We start from the raw sequence: 22,183 nt of genomic DNA, 5'->3' as shown, positions 1-22,183 counted from the left end.
TTTTTGAATGAATTCAGTCAGGTGACGCCTTTTTTGTGGGTTTAAATCAGCTTCCGTCAGCATTTAATCAGGAGTCAGATAATGCTTAAAATAGCGATCATCGGTACTGGTAATATTTCGCATAACCATATTCAGGGATATTTGGAGTTTGCCGACCGCTGTCAGATTGTGGCTCTGGTCGATATTTATCCGGAAAAGGCGGAGGAGAAAAAACGCCATTATGGTCTGAGCGACGCCAAAGTGTACGCCAGCCATCAGGACATTCTTAATGATCCTGATATTGATGTGTTTGATGTCTGCACGCCGCCTTACGTGCACGCCGAAATTTCGATTGATGCGCTGAATGCGGGAAAACATGTCCTGTGTGAAAAGCCGATGGCGGCCTCATTGCAGGAATGTGATGCGATGATTGCTGCGGCGCAGGTCAGTGGAAAAACGCTTTCCATTGTTGCGCAAAACCGCTTTACCGATGCGTTCTGGCGCCTGAAAAAAGTGCTCGATTCCGGCGAGACCGGCAAAGTGTGCCACGCGCAGGTTGATTCCTTCTGGTGGCGCGGGCATTCCTATTACGACTTGTGGTGGCGCGGAACCTGGGAGAAAGAGGCGGGTGGCTGCACGCTCAATCACGCGGTTCACCATATCGATGCCATCCAGTGGATGCTCGGTTTTCCGACGGAAGTGGTATCGATGATCACTAACGCCTCACACGACAATGCCGAAGTGGAAGATCTCTCGGCGGCAATTTTCAAATACGATTCCGGCGCGCTGACGCAGCTGACTGCCTCAGTAGTGCATCATGGCGAAGACCAGAAGATTGTGATTCAGGGCGAAAAAGCACGGATTTCCGCCCCGTGGGATAAATTCGCCAGCATTTCAGCCCCCAACGGATTTCCGATTGAAGCGCGGGATACGGCGCGGGAAAACCGCCTCGAAGATGCCTATCAGTCCATACCTAAACTCACCTATACACTGCATACCGGTCAGATCGACAACTTCCTGACGGCACTGGAAACGGAGACTGCTCCGCTGATCGACGGCGTGCAGGGCAAACGCTCACTGGAACTGATTGCCGCCATTTATAAATCGGCCATCACCCGCAGCATTGTGACGCTGCCGCTGGCTCCGACCGATCCGTTCTATCAGACCGGCGGACTGGTTTCGCTGGCACCGCACTTTTACGAGAAATCCGCGTCGGTAGAAAATTTCGCTAATGAAGACGCGATCCCGCTGGGTAAAAACATGGAAACAGGAGCCTGAACATGAGCATCAGAGACGGGATGAATTATGCGCCGGTAGGCAAACCGCAGCCGGTGGTCAAACCGGGAGAATTCGTGATTGCCGCGGCGGCGCTGGATCACGGGCACATTTATGGCATGTGTAACGGTCTTATCGAAGCGGGAGCCAGCCTGAAATGGGTCTACGATCCGGATCAGGAAAAAGTGCAGAAGTTTGTCGCGCAGTATCCTCAGGTGAAAGTCGCCGCAACCTTGCAAATGATCCTCGACGATAAAGAAGTTCAGCTGGTCGCGGGGGCGGGAATTCCGTCGGAACGTTGTGCGCTCGGGCTGAAAGTGATGGACGCTGGCAAAGATTATTTCACCGACAAAGCACCGCTGACCACGCTGGAACAGCTGGCGGCAGCGAAAGAAAAAGTGGCTTCGACGGGACGTAAATACGCAGTGTATTACAGCGAACGGCTGCACGTGGAAAGCGCGGTCTTCGCCGGACAACTGGTACAGGAAGGGGCTATCGGTCGGGTGATTCAGACGCTTGGCACCGGACCGCATCGCGAAGGGGAAGGGCGTCCGGACTGGTTTTACCAAAGGGAACGTTTCGGCGGCATTCTGTGTGATATCGGCAGCCATCAGATTGAACAGTTCCTGTTTTACACCGGCAACAGCAATGCCCGCGTAGTGGCGGCTCAGGCCCTGAATTTCAATCACCCGCAATATCCGCATTTTGAGGATTTTGGCGACACCATGCTGGAAGGTGAAAATGGCGCGCGCGGCTATTTCCGCTGCGACTGGTTCACGCCGCAGGGGCTGAGTACCTGGGGCGACGGGCGTCTGACACTGCTCGGCACTGAAGGGTATATCGAAATTCGCAAATATGTCGATCTCACGCGCGGCGAGCAGGATGTGGTGTATCTGGTGAACCGGGAAGGAGAATTCCGTTATCCGGTATCCGGCAACGTCGGTTTCCCGTTCTTCGGTCAGCTGATCCGCGATTGTCTGAACCGCACTGAAAACGCCATGACGCAGGAACATGCGTTTAAGGCCGCCGAACTGTGCGTGCGGGCGCAAATGCTGGCAAACGGTACGCACTGACAGGAGGCTCATCATGAAAACGCTTCAGGCGGCAGTGATCGGCTGCGGATCCATTCATACCTGCCATGTGGCGGCGATTGAGCAGGATCCGGACAGTCGTTTACATGCCATCGCGGAAACCGACATCGCCAAAGGGCAGGCGCTGGCGCAACGTTATGGCTGTGATTTCTATGCGGATTATCACGAGATGTTGCGCGATCCGCTCATTGACGTGGTACATATCTGCCTGCCGCATCATTTGCATCGGGAAGCGATTCTCGCCGCGCTGGCGGCGGGAAAACATGTGTTCACGGAAAAACCGCTGGCGCTTGATACCGGCGAGGTGAGGGTGATCCGTCAGGCTGCTGAAAAAGCGCAAGGAAAACTGGGGGTGTGTTATCAGAACCGTCTGAACCCGTCGAGTCTGAAGATCAAAGCGCAGCTGGAAAGCGGACAGCTTGGGCAGATGCTAAGCATCAAAGCGGTGCTGACCTGGTCACGCGGCGGGACGTATTACACAGAAAGCCCGTGGCGCGGTCGTTTTGAAACGGAAGGCGGCAGCCTGCTGATCAATCAGGCAATTCATACACTGGATCTGATGCAATGGTTCGGCGGCGGAGTCAGGGCATTAAAAGGCGTGGTGGACAGCACCTTTCTTGGTGATGTGACGGAAAACGAGGACAGCGCGATGGCCAGCCTGCAACTCGCAAACGGCGCGCGCGGACTGTTTTATGCCACCAACTGCCACAGCACTGATTCGCCACTGCTGCTGGAAATCCACTGCGAGAATGGCCTGTTGCAGTTGCATCACAATGCGCTGTGGCTGTTACAGGGGGAAAGCCGGACTCTGCTGGTCAGCGATGAAAAACCGGCGGGGATAGCGAAAAGTTACTGGGGCGACAGCCACCGGCAGGCAGTTTTGAATTTTTACCACTGCATCCATCATCCGCAGGAAAATAATTATACCTCTGTTGAGGAGGCGGAAATTTCTCTCAATATCGTCGGGGCAATTTATCGCTCCTCACAATTAAGAACATGGATAACGCTTACCGATTAAATAATTTTAATAATAACCCTACACTGACAGGATAATAAAAATGAAACCAACTGAACGCAGAGTCGGTTACGGCACGGCCATCGGGTATGGCGTGACCGATTTATTTGGTGGCGGTGCATTTGCTGTTATCGGAACCTGGCTATTATTTTTTTATACCACGTATTGCGGATTATCGGTTTTCGAAGCCGGTTCTATTTTTGCTATCGCCCGCGTTATCGACGCCATATTAAGCCCGATTATGGGATATATCACCGATAACTTCGGCAACACCTGGCTCGGAAAAAAATTCGGTCGCCGCCGGTTCTTTCTGCTGATAAGCGCACCGCTGATGTTCCTGTACGCGCTGGTCTGGGTCACGGACATGGGCTACTGGTATTATCTCGGCACCTATCTTTCTATCGAATTGTTATCCGCTATGGTGCTGGTGCCGTGGGAAACTCTCTCGGCGGAGATGACCAACCGGTTCAGTGAACGAACCCGTCTTTCGGGCGTTCGCATGATTTGTTCCCAGCTCGGCGGCCTGCTCGCGGTGTCTATTCCCGGCGTGATTATGATGTACACCGGCAAAGATAATTCGATGACGTATACCTACACTGGCCTGATTTTTGCCTGTATTTTCTGCGTGGCAGTCTTCACCACATGGATGTGTACCTGGGAGGCGAAAGACGTACGCGAAGAGTTCGAACCCGAGCCGTTAACGGCAGGTGGCGGCAGTCTGTGGCATCATTTAAAAAGCCTGGTATTAGATCTCTTTTCCTCCTTTAAAATTCGAATGTTTCGCCAGCATATTATTATCTACATTTTTTCATTTACCGCGCTGGATGTATTTGGTGCCGTATTTACCTATTACGTGGTGTACGGATTACATCAGGATGCGTCATCGGTGTCCGGTTATTTAAGCGTGGCGGCGTTAGTTTCTGTACCTTCTACCTTCGGATTTATGATGCTGCTGGGAAAACTCAATATGTCGCCATCGGCGGCGTTACGGCTTTCTTACGGTATTATTTTCGGCGTGCTGGCATTTTTGTATTATCTCTATATCTCAGAAACGGCAGTATCATGGCTGCTGTTCTCCGCCATATTTGCGATATTCGGTTTCGCCCGCGCCGGTCTTTATTATATTCCGTGGAATATCTACAGTTTTATTCCCGACGTTGATGAAATCGTCACAAAAAAACGCCGCGAAGGGATCTTTGCCGGTGTGATGGTGCTGACCCGAAAAAGCACCGTAGCGCTGGCGATTATGCTGATTGGCACGGTATTGCAGGAAAGCGGATTTGTGAAGGGGCAGGGAGTCCAGCCGGAGAGTGCATTGCACGCGATTATTGGCCTGCTGATTTTTGCAACCGGCGCTCTGCTGGCGGTCAGTTTTTACATGACGTTTAAATTCAAACTGACCCGCGATACCCACAAAACGCTGATCAAAGAAGTCGCACGCCTGAAACTGGGTGGCGACCTGGATGATTGCACACCAGAGTGTCAGAAAGTGATCAAAGACCTGACCGGCTACGACTACAAAGAAGTCTGGGGTGGCAGTGCGACGCGTAAAAACGTGCGCGGTGAACTGCCTGCGGGTTCTGGCGGCGCATTGGGGTTGTAAGCGGCGGTAGTAAAAGCGGCAGCGCGGCTAGTGGTTATTCCGGCACCGACTGGCTGCCGTCACCCAGCGCGCGCTGCATAAATACCGTGTCCAGCCAGCGGCCATGTTTGAAACCGACGGAATGCATGGTGCCCTTCACCTGAAAACCGGCCGCGAGATGCAGGTTGATCGACGCCTTATTATCGCTGTCGCCGATATTGCCCACCAGCTGGCGAAAACCATGCATCTCAGCCCAGTCGATGGCGCGGCGAAGTAACGCTTTTCCTGCGCCCCGTTTCTGAAAACCGGGATCGATATAAATCGAATCTTCCAGCGTGTAGCGGTAAGCAAAACGCTCGCGGTAACGACCCAGATAGCAAAACCCTTTCACTTCCCCATCGTTCAGAACCACCAGCCACAACAAACCGGCTTCCTGAATCTTTTTCAAGCGCAGCGCTATCTCTTGTTCATCAGGCGGCTGAGTTTCGAACGAGGCCGTACCATGCAAAACATGCCAGGCATAAATTTTTTGCATGGCAGGAATATGTTGTTCATCTGCTTCAATAATTTCCATCTTTCCGGTCTCGTTTGTCATTATAGATTTAGCCTACTCTTTCCGAAAAGAGGCAGGGAGAGCAAACGGTTTATCACTGATATAAGTAAAAGATCTGGATGCCGGGACTTAAGCGAGGTCATCTATATATTTTTTTCTTCTTACAGATGCTTTTTTTGTTTTTTAAACCGCCGTAGTCCACCTGCTATAGTCGTTTTCTTACGCATTAGCGGTTATTTTTTAAGGAAAAAAAGTGAAACTGACCTTACCTCGTTTACGGACTGGCGCTGTGGTATTGCTGGCGGGATTACTGCTGGCGGGTTGTGACCCAAAAAGCGGTGATGCAAAACATATTAAAGTTGGCGTGATTAACGGCGCGGAGCAAGACGTCGCGGAAGTGGCTAAAAAAGTCGCGAAAGATAAATACGGTCTGGATGTCGAACTGGTCGGGTTCAGCGGTTCGTTATTGCCTAATGATGCCACCGAACACGGCGAACTGGATGCCAACGTGTTCCAGCACCGTCCATTCCTGGAGCAGGACAATAAGGCTCACGGCTATCATCTGGTGGTGGTCGGTAATACTTTCGTCTTCCCGATGGCCGGTTATTCGAAAAAAATTAAAACCGTCGATCAGCTGAAAGACGGCGCAACTGTGGCGATCCCGAACGATCCGACCAACTTAGGCCGCGCGCTGTTGCTGTTGCAAAAAGAGAAACTGATCACCCTGAAAGACGGCAAAGGTTTGCTGCCAACGGCGCTGGATATCGCCGAAAACCCACACCATCTGAATATTATGGAACTCGAAGGCGCACAGCTGCCACGCGTGCTCGACGATGCGAAAGTCGATGTGGCCATCATCAGCACCACTTATATTCAGCAAACCGGATTATCGCCGGTCCACGACAGCATATTTATCGAAGATAAAAACTCGCCATACGTGAACATTCTGGTTTCACGACCAGACAATAAAGATGCCCAAAACGTGCAGGAGTTTTTGAAATCGTATCAGTCACCGGAAGTGGCGAAAGCGGCTGAGAAAATCTTTAACGGCGGCGCGGTTCCAGGCTGGTGATAGCTTTATGGGGGACATCGAGAGGAAGTGAAAATGGTGTCCCCTACAGGAATCGAACCTGTAACTAGCCCTTAGGAGGGGCTTGTTATATCCGTTTAACTAAGGAGACACGGACGCCTGTGGAAAGCGCCCGCGTAGTATACTCGTTTTTCTCCCAATAATAAGGCGTTAGGGTTCTGTTTGGTCGTTTCGTCGCCAGTCAGGGTTTTGCAGCCTCTTTTTTTGCTGCTTTCATTTCCTCTTTCTTTGCTTCGGCTTTCTTCTGATTACTCATGTCATTACGGATCTGCGCATGGCTTATCAGCGCGAAGATAAAGGTGCCGCCGATGATGTTTCCGGCAAGCGTCGGCAGGGCGAATGGCCAGATAAATTCATACCAGGGAATGGCGCCCGAGAACACCAGATAGAGCACTTCCACCGACCCGACCACAATATGCGTCAGGTCGCCAATCGCCACCATGTAAGTCATCAGCATGATGACCCACAGTTTGGCTGTTCCGGCTGAGGGGATCATCCAGACCATCGTGGCAATCAGCCAGCCGGATACCATGCCGCCGACGAACATGCCTTCAGGGTCTTTCTCCATAATCTCCAGACTGATGGTGCGAAAGGCTTCGTCAGTGGCGGTATCAAAGAACGGTACCAGATGAAATACCAGCGCGGCCAGTCCGCCACCAATGACGTTACCGGCCAGCACGATGCCCCACAGACGCAGCAATAGCAGGACGTTTTTGCCGGTCAGTTTTTGCATGACAGGCAATACCGCGGTGACGGTGTTTTCAGTAAACAGTTGCTGGCGCGCCATGATGACGATTATGAACCCGACGGTGTAACCGATGTTTTCGATGAAGAAGCGCTCGGGGCTGTCGGGCAAGCGGGCGTGCAGAATACCTTTGGCCATCAGCGAGGCGCTGATCGAAAGCCCGGCGGCAATCGCTGACCACAGCAATGCCTGTCCGTCGCGCTCAAGTTCTTTTTCCCCCTCCATGCGGATGACTTCATGCACCGCTGCCGCTTTCGAAGGTAAATTATCTTCTCCGGTTTCGATCTCTTTGCCCTGCGAGTGTTCGTCGCTGTCGACATCTTTACTGTCGGAATGTTGTTTTTCTTCGTCCATCTTTATTCCCCAAAAGCCGTTCAAAATGGTTGTAAACAGGGTCTGAGGTAAGCATAGGCGAGGAGTGGAGATTATGATGAGATATACAAAAAAGTTACAAACCATTAACCCATGAACCTTATGGGACATTTTGCGGATTGTTTGCTGGATTTCAGGGTTTTCAACCCTGTAAACTGTGGGCCCCTGAGCTGCGTCTCGCCTGACGCCTGTGATATGATGCGCGCTTGTGAAAATTAAGAGACATCACCATGTTTGAGGCCCTTAACCTGAGCTGTGTACGCGATGAGCGAACCTTGTTTAGCGGCTTAAGTTTCACGATCGAACCGGGTGAAATGGTGCAAATCGAAGGCCGCAACGGTGCCGGTAAAACCAGTTTGTTGCGAATTCTCGCCGGATTGTCCTCCCCGGAGGCCGGTGAGGTCCGCTGGCAGGGCGTGAATACCCGCCGCCAGCGTGACGTTTTCCATCAGCAGCTTCTGTATCTCGGCCATCAGCCTGGCGTAAAGTCAGTGCTTACTGCGTATGAAAACCTTGCGTTCTATCTGTCGGTAAACGGGCAGTCCACCAACCGGACTACCGGTGCTGACGCTATTTATCAGGCGTTAGAAAATGTCGGACTGCTGGGGTATGAAGATGTCACGGTGGCGCAGATGTCCGCCGGGCAGCAGCGGCGTGTCGCGCTGGCGCGTTTATGGCTGAGCGAAGCCCCGCTGTGGATCCTCGATGAGCCGCTGACCGCCATTGATAAGCAGGGCGTGGCCACGCTGATAGAACTGTTTGAACAACACGCGCAGCAGGGCGGAATGGTATTGCTGACCACGCATCAGGATTTACAGGGCGTTAACCGCGATGTGCGCAAAATTCGTCTGACCAGCGCTGAGCTGGTGTGACGCGAAAGGAAAATAAACGGAATGTTTACTAAGGTTCTGAGCCGCGAGCTGAAAATTGCCTTTCGCAAAAGTGCCGAAATCATTAACCCGCTGTGGTTCTTCCTGATTGTGATTACGCTGTTCCCGTTGGGGATTGGCCCGGAGCCGAAACTGCTGGCGCGAATTGCACCCGGTATCGTCTGGGTCGCGGCTCTGCTTTCGTCTTTACTGGCGCTGGAAAGATTGTTCCGCGATGACTATCTCGATGGCACGCTCGAACAGCTGTTGCTATTGCCTTCGCCGCTGGCACTCACGGTTCTGGGGAAAGTATGTGCTCACTGGGTGGTGACCGGTTTGCCGTTACTTATCCTTTCCCCGCTGATTGCCTTGCTGCTTTCACTGGATTTTGAAACCTGGAAAGCCGTCGCGCTGACGATTTTGCTGGGCACGCCGACGCTGAGCTTTATCGGCGCGATTGGCGTGGCGCTGACTGTCGGGTTGCGCAAGGGCGGTGTGCTGCTCAGTCTGCTGGTGTTGCCGCTCTATATTCCGGTGCTGATTTTTGCCACCGGCGCGATCGATGCTGCTTCCATGTCGATGCCGATCGGCGGCTATCTGGCCATTCTCGGTGCGATGCTGGCGGGAAGTGCGACGTTAGCGCCTTTTGCCACAGCCGCTGCGCTGCGGGTGAGTGTCCACTGACCCGGCAGACGCGCGAAGCCCATAACACAGAATTATTTTACGTGTCGTTACAATAGAGAAGAAAAAGCGCAACCTTTGACTAACATCACACTTCTCTATAGTGAACAATAGAGACGCCGATAATAACTGCGGATGATTTCATACTGACCGCATAAGAGCCCGATGAGGCCCACGGCATCACACAGTGACATTTTATAGTGAGCAACGATAACAATGTGGAAATGGTTACATCAACTCGCCAGGCCTGAACGGCTTTACCACGTCTGTGGCCGGTTCATTCCCTGGCTCGGGATTTTGGGTATTGCCTGCCTGCTGATCGGCTGGGTGTGGGGCTTTGGTTATGCACCCCCGGATTACCAGCAAGGTAACAGTTACCGGATTATGTATATCCATGTTCCGGCGGCGATCTGGTCGATGGGCATTTACAGTTCGATGGCGATTGCGGCATTTATCGGTCTGGTGTGGCAGATGAAAATGTCCGACATGGTGGTGTCCGCGATGGCACCGGTCGGTGCTGTTTTCACCTTTATTGCGCTGGTCACCGGCTCCGCATGGGGCAAACCAATGTGGGGCACCTGGTGGGTGTGGGACGCGCGTCTGACGTCCGAGCTGGTGTTACTGTTCCTGTATCTTGGTGTGATTGCTTTGTATAACGCCTTCGACGACCGCCGTCTGGCTGGCCGTGCCGCCGGTATTCTGGTGCTGGTTGGCGTGGTGAACATTCCTATCATCCATTACTCCGTACAGTGGTGGAACACGCTGCATCAGGGCTCGACCAACATGCAGCAAACCATCGACCCGAGCATGCGTTACCCGCTGCGCTGGGCGATTTTCGGTTACCTCTTCTTCTTTATTACCCTGACGCTGATGCGTTTACGCAATCTGATTCTGGTTCAGGAACGTCTGCGCCCGTGGGTGGCCGGTCTTGTGAATAAGGAGCGCCGCGGATGAGCCCTGCATTCTCCAGCTGGCATGATTTCTTTGCGATGGGCGGCTATGCATTTTATGTCTGGCTGTCGGTCGCGGCGACGCTGATTTCCCTGATTGCGCTGGTGGCGCATACCTTTATCCAGCGCCGTCAGATCCTCGATGAAGTTCGCCGCCGTCAGGCACGCGAAAAACGTATTAGTCAGTCTCAGTCTAAAAAACAGCAAGGCGCACAGACGTCAACGCTGGAACCGGACACTTCCCCGGAGAAGTTATTGTGAATCCACGTCGTAAAAAGCGTTTGTCGCTGGCGCTGGTGGTGCTTATCGGTCTTGGCCTGAGCATTTCACTGGTGATGTACGCGCTGCGCTCGAATATTGATCTGTTTTATACACCCAGTGAAATCTTACAAGGCAAAGGCGAGAGCCATGAGATGCCGACGGTCGGCCAGCGCCTGCGTATCGGCGGCATGGTGATGCCCGGTTCGGTAAAGCGTGATCCGAAAAGCCTGCAGGTGAGTTTCAAGATTTATGACGCGCGCGGTGCTATCGCCGTTACGTACAACGGCATCCTTCCGGATCTGTTCCGTGAAGGGCAGGGCGTGGTGGCACAGGGCGTGATGGAGCCTGGAAATGTGGTGAATGCCATTCAGGTTCTGGCGAAACACGACGAAAAATATGTGCCGCCGGAAGTTGCCGACGCCATGAAAGAAAATCACAAAGGGCCGGCTTCGGCTTATGTGGGTAACGATAAAGGAAATGACCGCTCATGATGCCGGAACTGGGAACATTTGCACTCTGTCTGGCATTAGGTCTGGCGGTTTTACTGAGTATTTATCCGCAGTGGGGCGCGGCGCGTCAGGATAACCGGATGATGGCGATGGCACGTCCGCTGTCTTACGGGATGTTTGCCTGCATTGTGCTGGCTTTTGCCATTCTGGTTCATGCGTTTGTGGTGAATGATTTTACCGTTGCGTATGTTGCCAATAACTCCAACACCCATTTACCGGTGTATTACCGCGTCGCGGCTACCTGGGGCGCGCACGAAGGTTCATTGCTGCTTTGGGTATTATTACTCAGCTGCTGGACACTCGCTGTCGCGTTGTTCAGCCGCCGTATGCCACAGGATGCCGTGGCGCGCGTGCTGGCCGTCATGGGGATGATCACCGGCGGGTTCCTGCTGTTTATCCTGCTGACATCTAATCCGTTTATCCGCTCGCTGCCGAATTTCCCGGTAGACGGCAGTGACCTGAATCCGGTGTTGCAGGATATCGGGCTGATTTTCCATCCGCCATTGCTGTATATGGGTTACGTCGGTTTTTCCGTCGCGTTCGCGTTTGCGATTGCTTCCCTGATGGCCGGACGTCTCGATACCGCCTGGGCGCGCTGGTCGCGTCCGTGGACACAAGCGGCATGGGTATTCCTGACTATCGGTATTGTGCTGGGATCTGCGTGGGCCTATTACGAATTAGGCTGGGGCGGCTGGTGGTTCTGGGATCCGGTTGAAAACGCGTCCTTTATGCCATGGCTGGCCGGTACGGCGTTGATCCACTCGCTGGCCGTGACCGAAAAACGCGGGACGTTTAAAGCCTGGACTGTATTGCTGGCGATCACCGCCTTCTCGCTGTGTTTACTGGGGACCTTCCTGGTGCGCTCCGGCGTGCTGGTTTCGGTTCACTCGTTTGCTTCGGATCCGGCGCGCGGCATGTTTATTCTCGCGTATCTCGTGATCGTGATCGGCGGCTCGCTGCTGCTGTATGCCTTCAAAGGCAATTCGGTGCGTGCGCCAAGTCGTCATGAGTTACATTCCCGCGAAAGCTATCTGCTGGGTAATAATGTGCTGCTGGTTGCCGCAATGCTGGTGGTGTTGCTCGGTACGCTGTTGCCGCTTATTCATAAACAGCTCGGGCTGGGCAGTATTTCTATCGGCGAACCTTTCTTTAATACGATGTTTACCTGGCTGATGGCACCGCTGGCGCTGCTGCTGGGCATCGGTCCGCTGGTGCGCTGGCGTCGTGATGAGCCAAGCAAACTGTGGCGTCGCCTGGGCTTTGCTTTAGTGGTGACGCTGGTGTTGTCGATTCTTCTGCCGTGGTTGTTGCAGGACAAAATTGTCGGCATGACCGTGGTCGGTATGCTGATGTCGGTGTGGGTGATTGTGCTGACACTGATGGAACTGCATGAACGCGCCACCCATCGCCATTCATTCTGGCGTGGCCTGACCAAACTTTCCCGCAGCCACTGGGGCATGGTGCTTGGTCATCTGGGCGTGGCAGTTACGGTTATCGGCATCGCGTTTAGCCAGAATTACAGCGTTGAACGTGATGTGCGCATGAAGTCCGGCGATACCGTAGATATTCACGATTACCACTTTATCTTCCGCGATGTTCGCGACATCACCGGCCCGAACTACACCGGCGGCGAAGCGAATATTGATGTCACGCAGAATGGCAAAAAAGTCACCACGCTGCACGCTGAAAAACGCTTCTACAGCGTGGCGCGTAGCATGATGACCGAAGCGGCCATCGACGGCAATCTGGCGCGCGACCTGTATGCGGCGCTCGGTGAAGAGATGGACGACGGTTCGTGGGCGGTGCGTTTGTACTACAAACCATTTGTGCGCTGGATCTGGCTGGGCGGCATCTTTATGGCGGCGGGCGGTGTGCTGTGTATTCTCGATCCGCGTTACCGCATGAGCAAAAAACTCAAGAAACAAGGTCTGGCGGAGGCAGAAGAAGCATGAACCGTAAACTCCTCTTTATCCCGCTGATTTTATTTCTGGCGCTGGCTGCGGCATTTTTAGTGCAGCTGACGCGCAATGCCAACGGCGATGATCCGACGTTGCTGGAGTCTGCATTGATCGGCAAACCGGTGCCGGTGTTCAAACTGGAATCACTGGCGCAGGCCGGAAAAACCTACGATCAGTCGGTGCTGCGTGATGGTAAACCGATGCTGCTCAACGTCTGGGCGACGTGGTGTCCGACCTGCCGCGCTGAACATGATTATCTCAACACGCTGGCGGCGAAAGGCGTGCGCGTTGTGGGTCTGAACTACAAAGATGACCGCCAGAAAGCGGTGAACTGGCTGAACACGCTGGGCAATCCTTACATGCTGAGTCTTTACGATGGCGACGGCATGCTGGGGTTAGATCTCGGGGTTTACGGCGCGCCGGAAACTTTCCTGATCGACGGCCAGGGGATTATCCGTTATCGCCATGCCGGTGATTTGAATGAAAAAGTCTGGCAGAACGAAGTGTTGCCGCTGTACAAAAAGTACGGAGGCAACGCATGAAGCTGATTTCCTCATTGTCAGCGCTGCTGCTGGGCATAATGCTGAGCTTCAGTGCCTTTGCGGCCATTGATACCTATCAGTTTTCCTCTCCGGCTCAGGAGCAGGAATACCGCGATATCACCGCTCAGCTGCGTTGCCCGAAATGTCAGAACACTAATATTGCGGCGTCGGATTCGATTATCGCAGCCGATATGCGCACGAAAGTTTTTCAGCTGCTTCAGCAGGGGCAGAACAAACAGCAAATCGTGGCGTATATGGTTGCGCGGTACGGCAACTTTGTGACGTATGAACCGCCGGTTACGCCATCGACCTTTATTTTATGGCTCGGGCCGGTACTGGTGGTGATTATCGGCGCGGGCATGATTTTTATGCGCTCCCGCCGGGGCGAAGTGCGTTTGCGAAATACGACCGAAGAAATGTCAGAACAAGAGAGACAGCGCCTGGCGCAGTTACTTAAAGACAGCGACAGGAAAGGATCATGAGTATTTTTTGGCTGTGCATTGTAGTGATGCTGGTTATCGCACTGGCGCTGTTTATTGTGCCGGTTATTCGTGGCGACCGTGCGGAACACACGTCCCGCGATGCGCTGAATAAAGCGTTTTATCATCACCGCTTGAGTGAACTGGAAGAAGACGAAGCGCAGGGCGTGGTAGATGAACGTCCGGCGCATATTCAGGAATTGCAGGAAAATTTACTGACCGATATTCCTGATGGTCAGGTGCCTGCTGCTACCCAACCGATTGGCCGCTGGACGCTGGTACCCGGCGCTATTTTGCTGGTTATTATCACGCTGGGTTTATATCTTTACGCCGGTGGTCTGGGGCAGGTGAGCGCATGGAATCAGGTGATGCAGCACATGCCTGATTTACGCCATCGCATTGCAGATGATCGCGCCGCGCCGCTGACCGCCACAGATGTGCAGGATTTAGGGCTCGGATTGCGTACCGATTTACAGGCAAATCCGGATAATGTGCAGGACTGGGTGATGCTTGGCCGCGTGGGTATGGCGCTGAATAATGCCGCCACCGCGACGCAGGCTTACGCCCATGCATATCAGCTTGCACCGAACGATATGGCGGTAAAACTCGGTTATGCCGAAGTGCTGACGCGATCGTCTGATCCGCAAGATAACCTTACCGGCGGCAATCTTTTACGCAGTATGCTGGAAAAATCTCAAGGCGATCTGCGTGTGTTAAGTCTGCTGGCCTATAATGAATATGAACAGGGTCACTATCCGCAAGCCATTGGCGCGTGGGAAGTTATGCAGAAAATCCTTCCGGCAGGGGATAAGCGCCTTGAGATGGTGCGTGCAAGCATTGCGCAGGCAAAACAAAAAGCCGGACTTGATCAGGTTAAACTGGGCGTAAACGTCACGCTTTCTTCTGCTGCTCAGCAGAAACTTCCACAGGACGGCACGGTCTTTATTTCGGTGACTGATGGAACCAGTCCGGTGCCGGTTGCGGTTAAAAAGCTGCCGATGAGCCGCTTCCCGCTGGCGATTACCGTCGATGACAGCAATGCGATGATGCCGGAACGCTTGCTTTCTTCGCTGCATCAATTAAAAGTACGCGTTCGTATTTCACAAAATGGTCTGGCAACACCGGCCACAGGTGACTGGTACGGCGACAGTCCGCTGACTCATTTTGCCGGTAACGGTCAGGTCAGCATTGAGATTAATCAGCAGGTTCCTTAATCAGGAACCGACGATCAAAAACAGGGAGATATCCATGAACTTACGCCTGACTGGGCTGGCGTTTGCGACAGTTTTGCTGGTCGGTTGTGCCGGCAAGTCCGGATCATCGGACAGCGAAGCGAAAGGACGTTCTGATCCGCTGGAAGGTTTCAACCGTGCAATGTTCGACTTCAACTATAACTATATGGATCCGTACCTTGTGCGGCCTGTTGCCGTCGTATGGCGTGATTACGTGCCGCAACCGGCGCGTAACGGTACCAGTAACTTCCTCAGCAACCTTGATGAACCGGCCAGCATGGTTAACTCCTTGCTCAAAGGCGATCCGTACCGTGCAGCAATCCACTTTAACCGATTCTTCCTGAACACTATTTTAGGGATGGGCGGTCTGATTGACGTGGCCGGTATGGCGAACCCGAAACTGGCACGCGAAGAAGCGCAGGGCTTCGGCAGTACGCTTGGCCATTACGGTGTCGGTTACGGTCCGTATGTGGTTCTGCCAGGTTACGGCAGCGCAACGGTGCGTGATGAAGGTGGCGATCTGGTGGATGATTTATATCCGATGCTCAGCTATCTGACATTCTGGATGTCAGCCGGTAAATGGGTGCTGGAAGGCGTCGAAACTCGTGCAGAGCTGCTCGATTCTGACGGCCTGATCCGTAACTCCTCTGATCCGTATCTGTTTATCCGTGAAGCTTATTTCCAGCATCACGATTTCCTGGCAAAAGGCGGTCAGCTGACGCCACAGGAAAATCCGAACGCGGCATTGATTCAGGGCGACCTCAAAGATATCGATTCAGATTGATATTGACGATATCCGATGCAATAAAAAAGCGCCTTGCGGCGCTTTTTTTATGTCTGACTTCTGCGAATTCAGTGCATCAGAAGTGGTAGTCAGTTCATCAGAAGTTATAGTTAAAGTTCGCGCCGTACAGCATGGCGGTCCCTTTAGCCTGGAATTCATAGTTCGGAACGCCGTCAGCCACTTTCTCGCTGATATTCACAGTCTGGCCGTGCATGTAAGACACACCGACATCGACGGATGCATCTTTATTGAAGGCGTAAGTGGTACCGGCTGAAATCCAGAAGCGGTCCTGATCCGGGATAGAAATGGTGCGGTTGTCTGCCGGAACCGGGCTGTCATCGAAGGCAATACCGGTGCGGAATGTCCAGTTATCATCGTAGTAATACGTGGTACCCAACGCGATGCGGTAGGCATCATGGTAGCCTTCGTCTTTCTGGAACAATGTCTGGCCGTTAGAACCGGTCGCTTTCAGCTCCTGGAACTGGCTCCAGCTGGTGTAAGCCAGGCTGTAGTGGATGGCCCATTTCGGTGCCACTTTGTTATAACCGGACAGTTCCCACATTTCTGGCAGGTTCAGGGTCAGCGAACCTGGAACGGTGTGACCGCCCGTGCCGCCTAACGCCTGCGGAATGCCGTTGCGGTATTCACCGTCAAAGTCGATTTTCACTTCTGAGCGATACGTAAAGCCGTAACGGTTATTGTCATCGACTTCATACAAAATACCGGCGTTCCAGCCGTAGCCCCATTCGTTGCCTTTCAGCTTGGCCGCTTCAGTATCTTCCGGCAGCAGACCGCCGGTTTTAATGGGTACCAGTTCGCCCGCAGTACGGCGGATTTTCGCTTTCGCGTAGACAGCATCAAAGCCGACACCGAAGCTGAAATTCTGGTTCAAACGGTAAGCAACACTTAAGTTAGTGTTGACGGTCGTCAGATCCGTTTCACCGCCAATCGGGCCAGCCGGGTAATTATCGTTAAATTCTGTCGCCAGACCGTAGTTTGACGTCGCAGATGCGCCGACTGCCCACTGGTCATCAAGAGGCATAATAAAGTGGATATTCGGGACCCACTGATTCGGAGCGATGTTACTGGCGTTAGTGCTCGAACCAGTAACCGGAGATTTGCCGGTAATATCGACATCAGGATCGACATAAATCGCGCCCATAGAAAACGCCGGGCGGCTGAACATGGTCATGGTTGCCGGGTTACGGCTACCTGATGCGGCGGTGTCAGCAATGGCACCTTCGCCGGAGAAAGAACGGCCTAAACCCGCAGCAGTATATTCATTTAACTGAAAACCTGCTGCGTATACGTTGGAGGAAACAATTGCCACTGCAGCTGCCAGAGCTGATCTTTTAAACAGGTTTTTCTGGTTCATGACCAAAACCTCAATTTTATGTTTTTTATCAAACAATGTTACATCAAGTAACAATGAGCGCGGGATTGTAGGGTTCGTTAGCAGTCTGACAAATCAGACCAGTGAGCGAAGTATAGGTCTGACCTGTGGTGTAGTTGCAATGATGTTTCATTGATATTTATAAAATGATGCGAGAAATTGGATCCACTTAACAAAAAACCAACAATAAAAGTTCAATTAAGAAACGTTAAAGTGAGAACGATGACTTAGTTTTAATCGATTACTTACATATACGTGATCTGGATCACTTCAAAGGCACATATTAAGTAAGTGCTAGTGTGTTGTCAGAACGGTGGCGTAAAATGCAGGCTGGAAATAAAACTTTATTCGCAAACAGGCCAGACGGTGGACGTTGCCGTTGATGCCGGGGAGAAAATTATGTCTGACGTAACCATGTCCTCCAAATCCACTCAACCTCTGCACTCCATCAACAAATGCGGCGCAGAAGAAACCGCAGCCTGCTGCTGTGTTGATGTGGGTACCATCATGGACAACACCGATTGCACCGCTTCTTACAGCCGCGTTTTTGAAAACGAAGCACAGGCTAAAGAAACGCTGGAAGCTCTGACCGAACGCGCGCGCGGCGTTGAATCCGAACCTTGCGAAATCAAAAGCCGTATGGAAAAAGTGGATGGCGGCGTTGAGCTGAATATCGATTTCACTTTCAGCTGCCAGGCTGAGACAATGATTTTCCAGCTCGGTCTGCGTTAATTCCTGTCCGGATAATAAATACCGCTTATATGAGCGGTATTTTTTTGTCCGCTATTCTTTCCTGCCACCATTCTTCTCATTCTTATTTCAGAAAAATTTGCTGTTGCTCGCACTTCATTGCCTTTCACTTTGCCAAATGTAAATACATAGTTAAAACTGAGTTATCAGGTCTGACCTCTTAAGACCCTATTTTTTCTCAGGAGCTTGTATGAATAAAGTCATTCCACTGGTGACACGTGAAGGTGATCGCATTGCGATTGTCGACGGTTTGCGTACGCCGTTTGCCAAACAGGCCACCGCCTATCACGGCATTCCTGCCGTAGACCTCGGCAAAATCGTGGTCAGTGAATTACTGGCGAAAAGTGGGATCGACCCGAAGATCATCGATCAGCTGGTATTCGGTCAGGTGGTGCAGATGCCGGAAGCGCCAAACATTGCGCGCGAAATCGTCCTCGGTACGGGTATGAATGTCTCAACTGACGCCTACAGCGTATCGCGTGCCTGCGCCACCAGTTTTCAGGCAGTCGCCAACGTCGCGGAAAGTATTATGAGCGGCACCATCAGCGTCGGGATTGCGGGCGGAGCCGATTCCTCTTCGGTATTGCCGATTGGCGTCAGCAAACGCCTCGCCCGCGCACTGGTGGATGTCAATAAAGCGCGCACTTTGTCGCAGCGGCTGTCCATTTTCAGCAAATTAAAACTGCGCGACCTGATGCCGGTACCGCCAGCGGTGGCTGAATATTCCACCGGCCTGCGTATGGGAGATACCGCTGAACAGATGGCGAAAAGCCATAATATTTCCCGCGAACAGCAGGATGAACTCGCGCACCGTTCGCACACGCTGGCGGCTCAGGCGTGGGAGCAGGGGTATCTGAATTCTCAGGTCATGGCCGCACAAATCCCGCCCTACCGTGAAGTGCTGCAAAAAGATAACAACATCCGCCTGAATTCCGAAATCGGGCAGTATGCCAAACTGCGTCCGGCATTTGATCGCAAACATGGCACCGTGACAGCCGCCACCAGCACGCCGCTGACCGACGGCGCCGCTGCGGTTTTAATGATGAGTGAATCGCGGGCGCGTGAGCTCGGTCTGGAGCCACTCGGCTTCCTGAAAAGTTTTGCGTTTGCCGCCATCGACGTCTGGGAAGATATGCTTCTCGGGCCCGCTTACGCTACGCCGCTGGCGCTGGATCGTGCAGGACTGACGCTCGGGGATTTAGATCTTATCGATATGCACGAAGCGTTTGCGGCGCAGACGCTGGCAAATATTAAAATGTTAGCCAGTGATGAATTTGCCCGTGAAAAACTCGGGCGTAGTCAGGCAGTTGGTGAAATAGACTGGGATAAATTTAACGTTCTAGGCGGTTCGCTGGCCTACGGGCATCCTTTTGCCGCTACCGGTGCAAGAATGATTACGCAGACATTGCATGAATTACGCCGTCGTGGCGGAAAATACGGGCTGACAACCGCCTGTGCCGCCGGGGGTCTGGGCGCAGCGATGATCCTGGAGGCAGCGCAATGAGGGATAATATGGAAAACTCAAACATTCCGGAAACCACTCCGGCAGAACCGGTTTCTGCTTTCTCACTGATGTTCACAGCGGAGCACGTCGGGATTATCACCATCGACGTTCCCGGCGAAAAAGTGAATACCTTAAAGGCTGAATTTGCACAGCAAATCTGTACCATTTTGCAAAAAGCCCAGCAATATCCGAATCTGAAAGGCTTGGTGCTGATTTCCGGCAAATCCGACTCTTTTATTGCGGGTGCAGATATCAGCATGATATCGGGCTGTAAAACCGCGGCTGAAGCCAGCAGTCTGGCGCAAAAAGGTCAGACGGTGATGTCGCAGATTGCCTCGTTTTCAGTACCTGTCGTCGCAGCCATCCACGGCGCTTGTCTTGGCGGGGGACTTGAGATCGCGCTGGCGTGCCATTCGCGCGTCTGTACGCTTGATGACAAAACTCAACTTGGCTTGCCGGAAGTACAGCTTGGCCTGCTGCCGGGCTCTGGCGGGACGCAGCGTCTGCCGCGCTTAATCGGCGCACCGAAAGCGCTGGATATGATGCTAACCGGTCGCAGCATTCGCGCGAAACAGGCGCTGAGAATGGGGCTGGTAGATGACGCCGTTCCTTATTCTATTTTGCTGCAAACTGCACTTGAGCGCGTGGCAAAAGGGCGTAAGTCACGTCCGCCGTTACCGTGGCAGGCGCGGCTGGCCGGGGGACCGCTGGGTAAAAGTGTACTGTTTCATTTTGTTCGTAAACAGACGCGGACCAAAACGCACGGAAATTATCCGGCGACAGAAAAGATTATTGATGTGGTGAAAACCGGTCTCGATCAGGGCAGCGGCAACGGCTATCAGGCCGAAGCGACAGCTTTTGGTGAACTGGTCATGACGCCGGAATCCGCAGCATTGCGCGGCCTGTTTTTCGCTTCCACCGCGCTGAAAAAAGAAAAGGGTGCTGATGCGCAACCGCTGCCGGTGCGGCGCGTCGGTATTCTGGGGGGCGGGCTGATGGGCGGTGGTATCGCCAACGTGACTGCGACTAAAGCCGGTTTGCCGGTGCGCATCAAAGACATCAATCAGGAAGGCATCCGCCATGCGCTGAAATACAGCTGGGATCTGCTGGAGAAAAAGGTACGCCGCCGCAGACTGACCCGCAACGAGCAGCAACGGCAGATGATGCTGATTTCGGGCACTACGGATTACAGCGGCTTCGCGCAGATTGATATCGTGGTGGAAGCAGTCTTTGAGGATCTATCGCTAAAACAATCGATGGTGGCGGAAATCGAGAAAAACGCCGCTCCGCGCACTATCTTTGCTTCAAATACCTCTTCACTGCCCATCCATAAGATTGCAGAGCAGGCCAGCCGGCCTGAACAGGTGATCGGCCTGCACTATTTTAGTCCGGTGGATAAAATGCCGCTGGTGGAAGTTATTCCCCATGCGGGCACCAGTGCGCAGACCATTTCCACCACCGTCTCACTGGCGAAGAAACAGGGGAAAACAGCGATTGTCGTCGGCGACAGCGCCGGATTCTACGTAAACCGTATTCTTGCGCCTTATATCAATGAAGCGGCCCGCTGTCTGCTGGCCGGAGAACCCATCGATCACATCGATAAAGCGCTGGTGAATTTTGGTTTCCCGGTCGGTCCGATACAGCTACTTGACGAGGTAGGTATTGATGTCGGCACAAAAATCGGCCCGATTCTTGTGGAGGCGTTTGGCGAGCGTTTCGCCGCGCCATCAGGTTTTGATGCGGTGCTGAAAGACGATCGTAAAGGGCGTAAGAACGGCAAAGGTTTCTATCTTTACGGGCAAAAAGGCCGCGCGGCGAAGCAGAAACAGGTCGATCCCGCGATTTACCGTTTACTGAACGTGACGCCGAAAGTACAGCAGTCAGAAGAAGACATCGCGCAGCGCTGCGTAATGCTGATGCTTAATGAAGCGGTGCGTTGTCTGGATGAGCAGGTGATCCGCAGTGCGCGGGATGGCGACCTGGGTGCGGTGTTCGGCATTGGTTTCCCGCCATTCCGTGGTGGCCCGTTCCGCTACATCGATACACTCGGTGCAGCGAACGCCGTGAAAACGCTCGAACAGCTGGCGCAACGCTATGGCGAGCATTTCCTGCCATGCGAAGGGCTGGTGCGCAGGGCGGAGCAGGGCGAACGATTCTGTTCGGACGAAAGGGCAAGCGAAAAGGTCAGCAAAGTGTGACTGCGGTCACTGCTTATTTCTGAGTTTCGCGGGAATCTGGAATAGATCCTGCTTGTGGCCAACCGAAGGCCTGCGGGATCTTTTTTATGGTGAGACTGACTTTGTACAGAAACGATCCCAACCGGTTGATCTACAACCCGAGTGGTTAAATAATCGCCTGAACAGTTTACAAGCAGTAAGTGTTGGTGTAAAAAACAGCGTTTTCTTTACGTGAACTTTCAGGCAAAATGCCCGACCGCTGATACTTACCATGCAAAGCATGTGGGCACAGCCGGTTAAGTGGATGTACTGCCTTACAGCTATCTTGTAATGAGAAAGGTCATTTGAAACATGATGAAAAACAGCTGGGCAATGGGTAATACAGCACGCAC

At 53.0% G+C, this 22,183-nt stretch carries 21 protein-coding genes and 1 tRNA gene; 18 read left to right on the top strand and 4 right to left on the bottom strand.

Annotation, left to right across the window (positions count from 1 at the left end; translation table 11 throughout):
- The first annotated feature begins 81 nt into the window (after positions 1–81).
- From D5398_RS08380 to D5398_RS08365, 4 genes are read left to right on the top strand one after another with little or no spacing between them, the layout of a single operon-like run.
- A complete protein-coding gene (locus tag D5398_RS08380; RefSeq protein WP_120507190.1) occupies positions 82–1,257 on the top strand; it encodes a Gfo/Idh/MocA family protein in 1,176 nt (391 codons plus the stop codon).
- A gap of 2 nt (positions 1,258–1,259) precedes the next feature.
- The gene (locus D5398_RS08375) at positions 1,260–2,327 is read left to right on the top strand and encodes a Gfo/Idh/MocA family protein (RefSeq protein WP_120507189.1); all 1,068 of its coding nucleotides are present in this window, start codon (positions 1,260–1,262) and stop codon (positions 2,325–2,327) included.
- 13 nt (positions 2,328–2,340) lie between these two features.
- On the top strand, positions 2,341–3,363 hold the full coding sequence (locus D5398_RS08370; protein ID WP_120507188.1) for a Gfo/Idh/MocA family protein: 1,023 nt from the start codon (positions 2,341–2,343) through the stop codon (positions 3,361–3,363).
- A gap of 40 nt (positions 3,364–3,403) precedes the next feature.
- The gene (locus tag D5398_RS08365) at positions 3,404–4,963 is read left to right on the top strand and encodes an MFS transporter (RefSeq protein ID WP_120507187.1); all 1,560 of its coding nucleotides are present in this window, start codon (positions 3,404–3,406) and stop codon (positions 4,961–4,963) included.
- Between the two features lie 34 nt (positions 4,964–4,997).
- Here the strand turns inward: D5398_RS08365 and D5398_RS08360 are convergent, their stop codons facing one another.
- The gene (locus D5398_RS08360) at positions 4,998–5,516 is read right to left on the bottom strand and encodes a GNAT family N-acetyltransferase (RefSeq protein ID WP_120507186.1); all 519 of its coding nucleotides are present in this window, start codon (positions 5,514–5,516) and stop codon (positions 4,998–5,000) included.
- A 232-nt stretch (positions 5,517–5,748) separates the two neighbouring features.
- Here D5398_RS08360 and nlpA point away from each other — a divergent pair, with 232 nt between their 5' ends.
- Positions 5,749–6,567, top strand: a complete 819-nt coding sequence (nlpA, locus tag D5398_RS08355; RefSeq protein WP_120507185.1) for a lipoprotein NlpA — start codon at positions 5,749–5,751, stop codon at positions 6,565–6,567.
- Between the two features lie 34 nt (positions 6,568–6,601).
- On the opposite strand, the gene D5398_RS08350 is transcribed toward nlpA, so the two are convergent.
- Both D5398_RS08350 and D5398_RS08345 read right to left on the bottom strand, forming a co-directional pair.
- Positions 6,602–6,676: transfer RNA gene (locus D5398_RS08350), tRNA-Arg, on the bottom strand.
- Positions 6,677–6,766: 90 nt separating this feature from the next.
- Positions 6,767–7,684, bottom strand: coding sequence for a formate/nitrite transporter family protein (locus D5398_RS08345; protein WP_120507184.1), 918 nt, complete (start codon positions 7,682–7,684; stop codon positions 6,767–6,769).
- A 248-nt stretch (positions 7,685–7,932) separates the two neighbouring features.
- Between D5398_RS08345 and ccmA the strand changes: the two genes are divergently transcribed.
- From ccmA to mlaA, 10 genes are all read left to right on the top strand, one after another.
- Entirely contained in the window at positions 7,933–8,574 is a 642-nt protein-coding gene (gene ccmA, locus D5398_RS08340) for a cytochrome c biogenesis heme-transporting ATPase CcmA (RefSeq protein ID WP_120507183.1), read from the top strand.
- Between the two features lie 21 nt (positions 8,575–8,595).
- Positions 8,596–9,255, top strand: coding sequence for a heme exporter protein CcmB (ccmB, locus tag D5398_RS08335; RefSeq protein ID WP_120507182.1), 660 nt, complete (start codon positions 8,596–8,598; stop codon positions 9,253–9,255).
- A gap of 213 nt (positions 9,256–9,468) precedes the next feature.
- Positions 9,469–10,206, top strand: coding sequence for a heme ABC transporter permease (locus D5398_RS08330; protein ID WP_113877006.1), 738 nt, complete (start codon positions 9,469–9,471; stop codon positions 10,204–10,206).
- Complete coding sequence (ccmD, locus tag D5398_RS08325; protein ID WP_120507181.1) at positions 10,203–10,463, top strand: heme exporter protein CcmD; 261 nt, start codon at positions 10,203–10,205, stop codon at positions 10,461–10,463. Before D5398_RS08330 ends, ccmD begins: the two co-directional genes overlap by 4 nt.
- The gene (ccmE, locus tag D5398_RS08320; protein WP_120507180.1) at positions 10,460–10,954 is read left to right on the top strand and encodes a cytochrome c maturation protein CcmE; all 495 of its coding nucleotides are present in this window, start codon (positions 10,460–10,462) and stop codon (positions 10,952–10,954) included. Before ccmD ends, ccmE begins: the two co-directional genes overlap by 4 nt.
- Entirely contained in the window at positions 10,951–12,924 is a 1,974-nt protein-coding gene (locus D5398_RS08315; RefSeq protein ID WP_120507179.1) for a heme lyase CcmF/NrfE family subunit, read from the top strand. The genes ccmE and D5398_RS08315 overlap by 4 nt, the downstream gene beginning before the upstream one ends.
- Positions 12,921–13,472 carry a DsbE family thiol:disulfide interchange protein gene (locus D5398_RS08310; protein ID WP_095922896.1) on the top strand — a complete coding sequence of 184 codons (552 nt, stop codon included), beginning with the start codon at positions 12,921–12,923 and terminating at the stop codon, positions 13,470–13,472. Before D5398_RS08315 ends, D5398_RS08310 begins: the two co-directional genes overlap by 4 nt.
- Positions 13,469–13,954: a cytochrome c-type biogenesis protein gene (locus D5398_RS08305; protein WP_120507178.1), complete on the top strand. Its 486-nt coding sequence runs from the start codon at positions 13,469–13,471 to the stop codon at positions 13,952–13,954. The genes D5398_RS08310 and D5398_RS08305 overlap by 4 nt, the downstream gene beginning before the upstream one ends.
- Entirely contained in the window at positions 13,951–15,165 is a 1,215-nt protein-coding gene (gene ccmI / locus D5398_RS08300) for a c-type cytochrome biogenesis protein CcmI (protein ID WP_120507177.1), read from the top strand. Before D5398_RS08305 ends, ccmI begins: the two co-directional genes overlap by 4 nt.
- Before the next feature lie 34 nt (positions 15,166–15,199).
- Positions 15,200–15,967 (top strand): phospholipid-binding lipoprotein MlaA, encoded by a 768-nt coding sequence (mlaA, locus tag D5398_RS08295; RefSeq protein WP_120507176.1) that lies wholly within the window; start codon positions 15,200–15,202, stop codon positions 15,965–15,967.
- Between the two features lie 97 nt (positions 15,968–16,064).
- On the opposite strand, the gene fadL is transcribed toward mlaA, so the two are convergent.
- A complete protein-coding gene (gene fadL / locus D5398_RS08290; RefSeq protein ID WP_120507175.1) occupies positions 16,065–17,342 on the bottom strand; it encodes a long-chain fatty acid transporter FadL in 1,278 nt (425 codons plus the stop codon).
- Positions 17,343–17,759: 417 nt separating this feature from the next.
- On the opposite strand from fadL, the gene D5398_RS08285 reads away from it, so the two are divergent.
- The 3 genes from D5398_RS08285 (at position 17,760) to fadJ (ending at position 21,812) form a co-directional block, all read left to right on the top strand.
- On the top strand, positions 17,760–18,092 hold the full coding sequence (locus D5398_RS08285) for a YfcZ/YiiS family protein (RefSeq protein WP_120507444.1): 333 nt from the start codon (positions 17,760–17,762) through the stop codon (positions 18,090–18,092).
- A 208-nt stretch (positions 18,093–18,300) separates the two neighbouring features.
- Complete coding sequence (gene fadI, locus D5398_RS08280) at positions 18,301–19,614, top strand: acetyl-CoA C-acyltransferase FadI (protein ID WP_120507174.1); 1,314 nt, start codon at positions 18,301–18,303, stop codon at positions 19,612–19,614.
- On the top strand, positions 19,611–21,812 hold the full coding sequence (fadJ, locus tag D5398_RS08275; RefSeq protein WP_120507173.1) for a fatty acid oxidation complex subunit alpha FadJ: 2,202 nt from the start codon (positions 19,611–19,613) through the stop codon (positions 21,810–21,812). The genes fadI and fadJ overlap by 4 nt, the downstream gene beginning before the upstream one ends.
- Positions 21,813–22,183: the final 371 nt, after the last annotated feature.

Origin of the sequence: Rahnella bruchi (genome assembly GCF_003614975.1) — a bacterium.
Lineage (GTDB): Bacteria > Pseudomonadota > Gammaproteobacteria > Enterobacterales > Enterobacteriaceae > Rahnella > Rahnella bruchi.
This window is presented reverse-complemented; position numbering and strand designations above follow the sequence as displayed.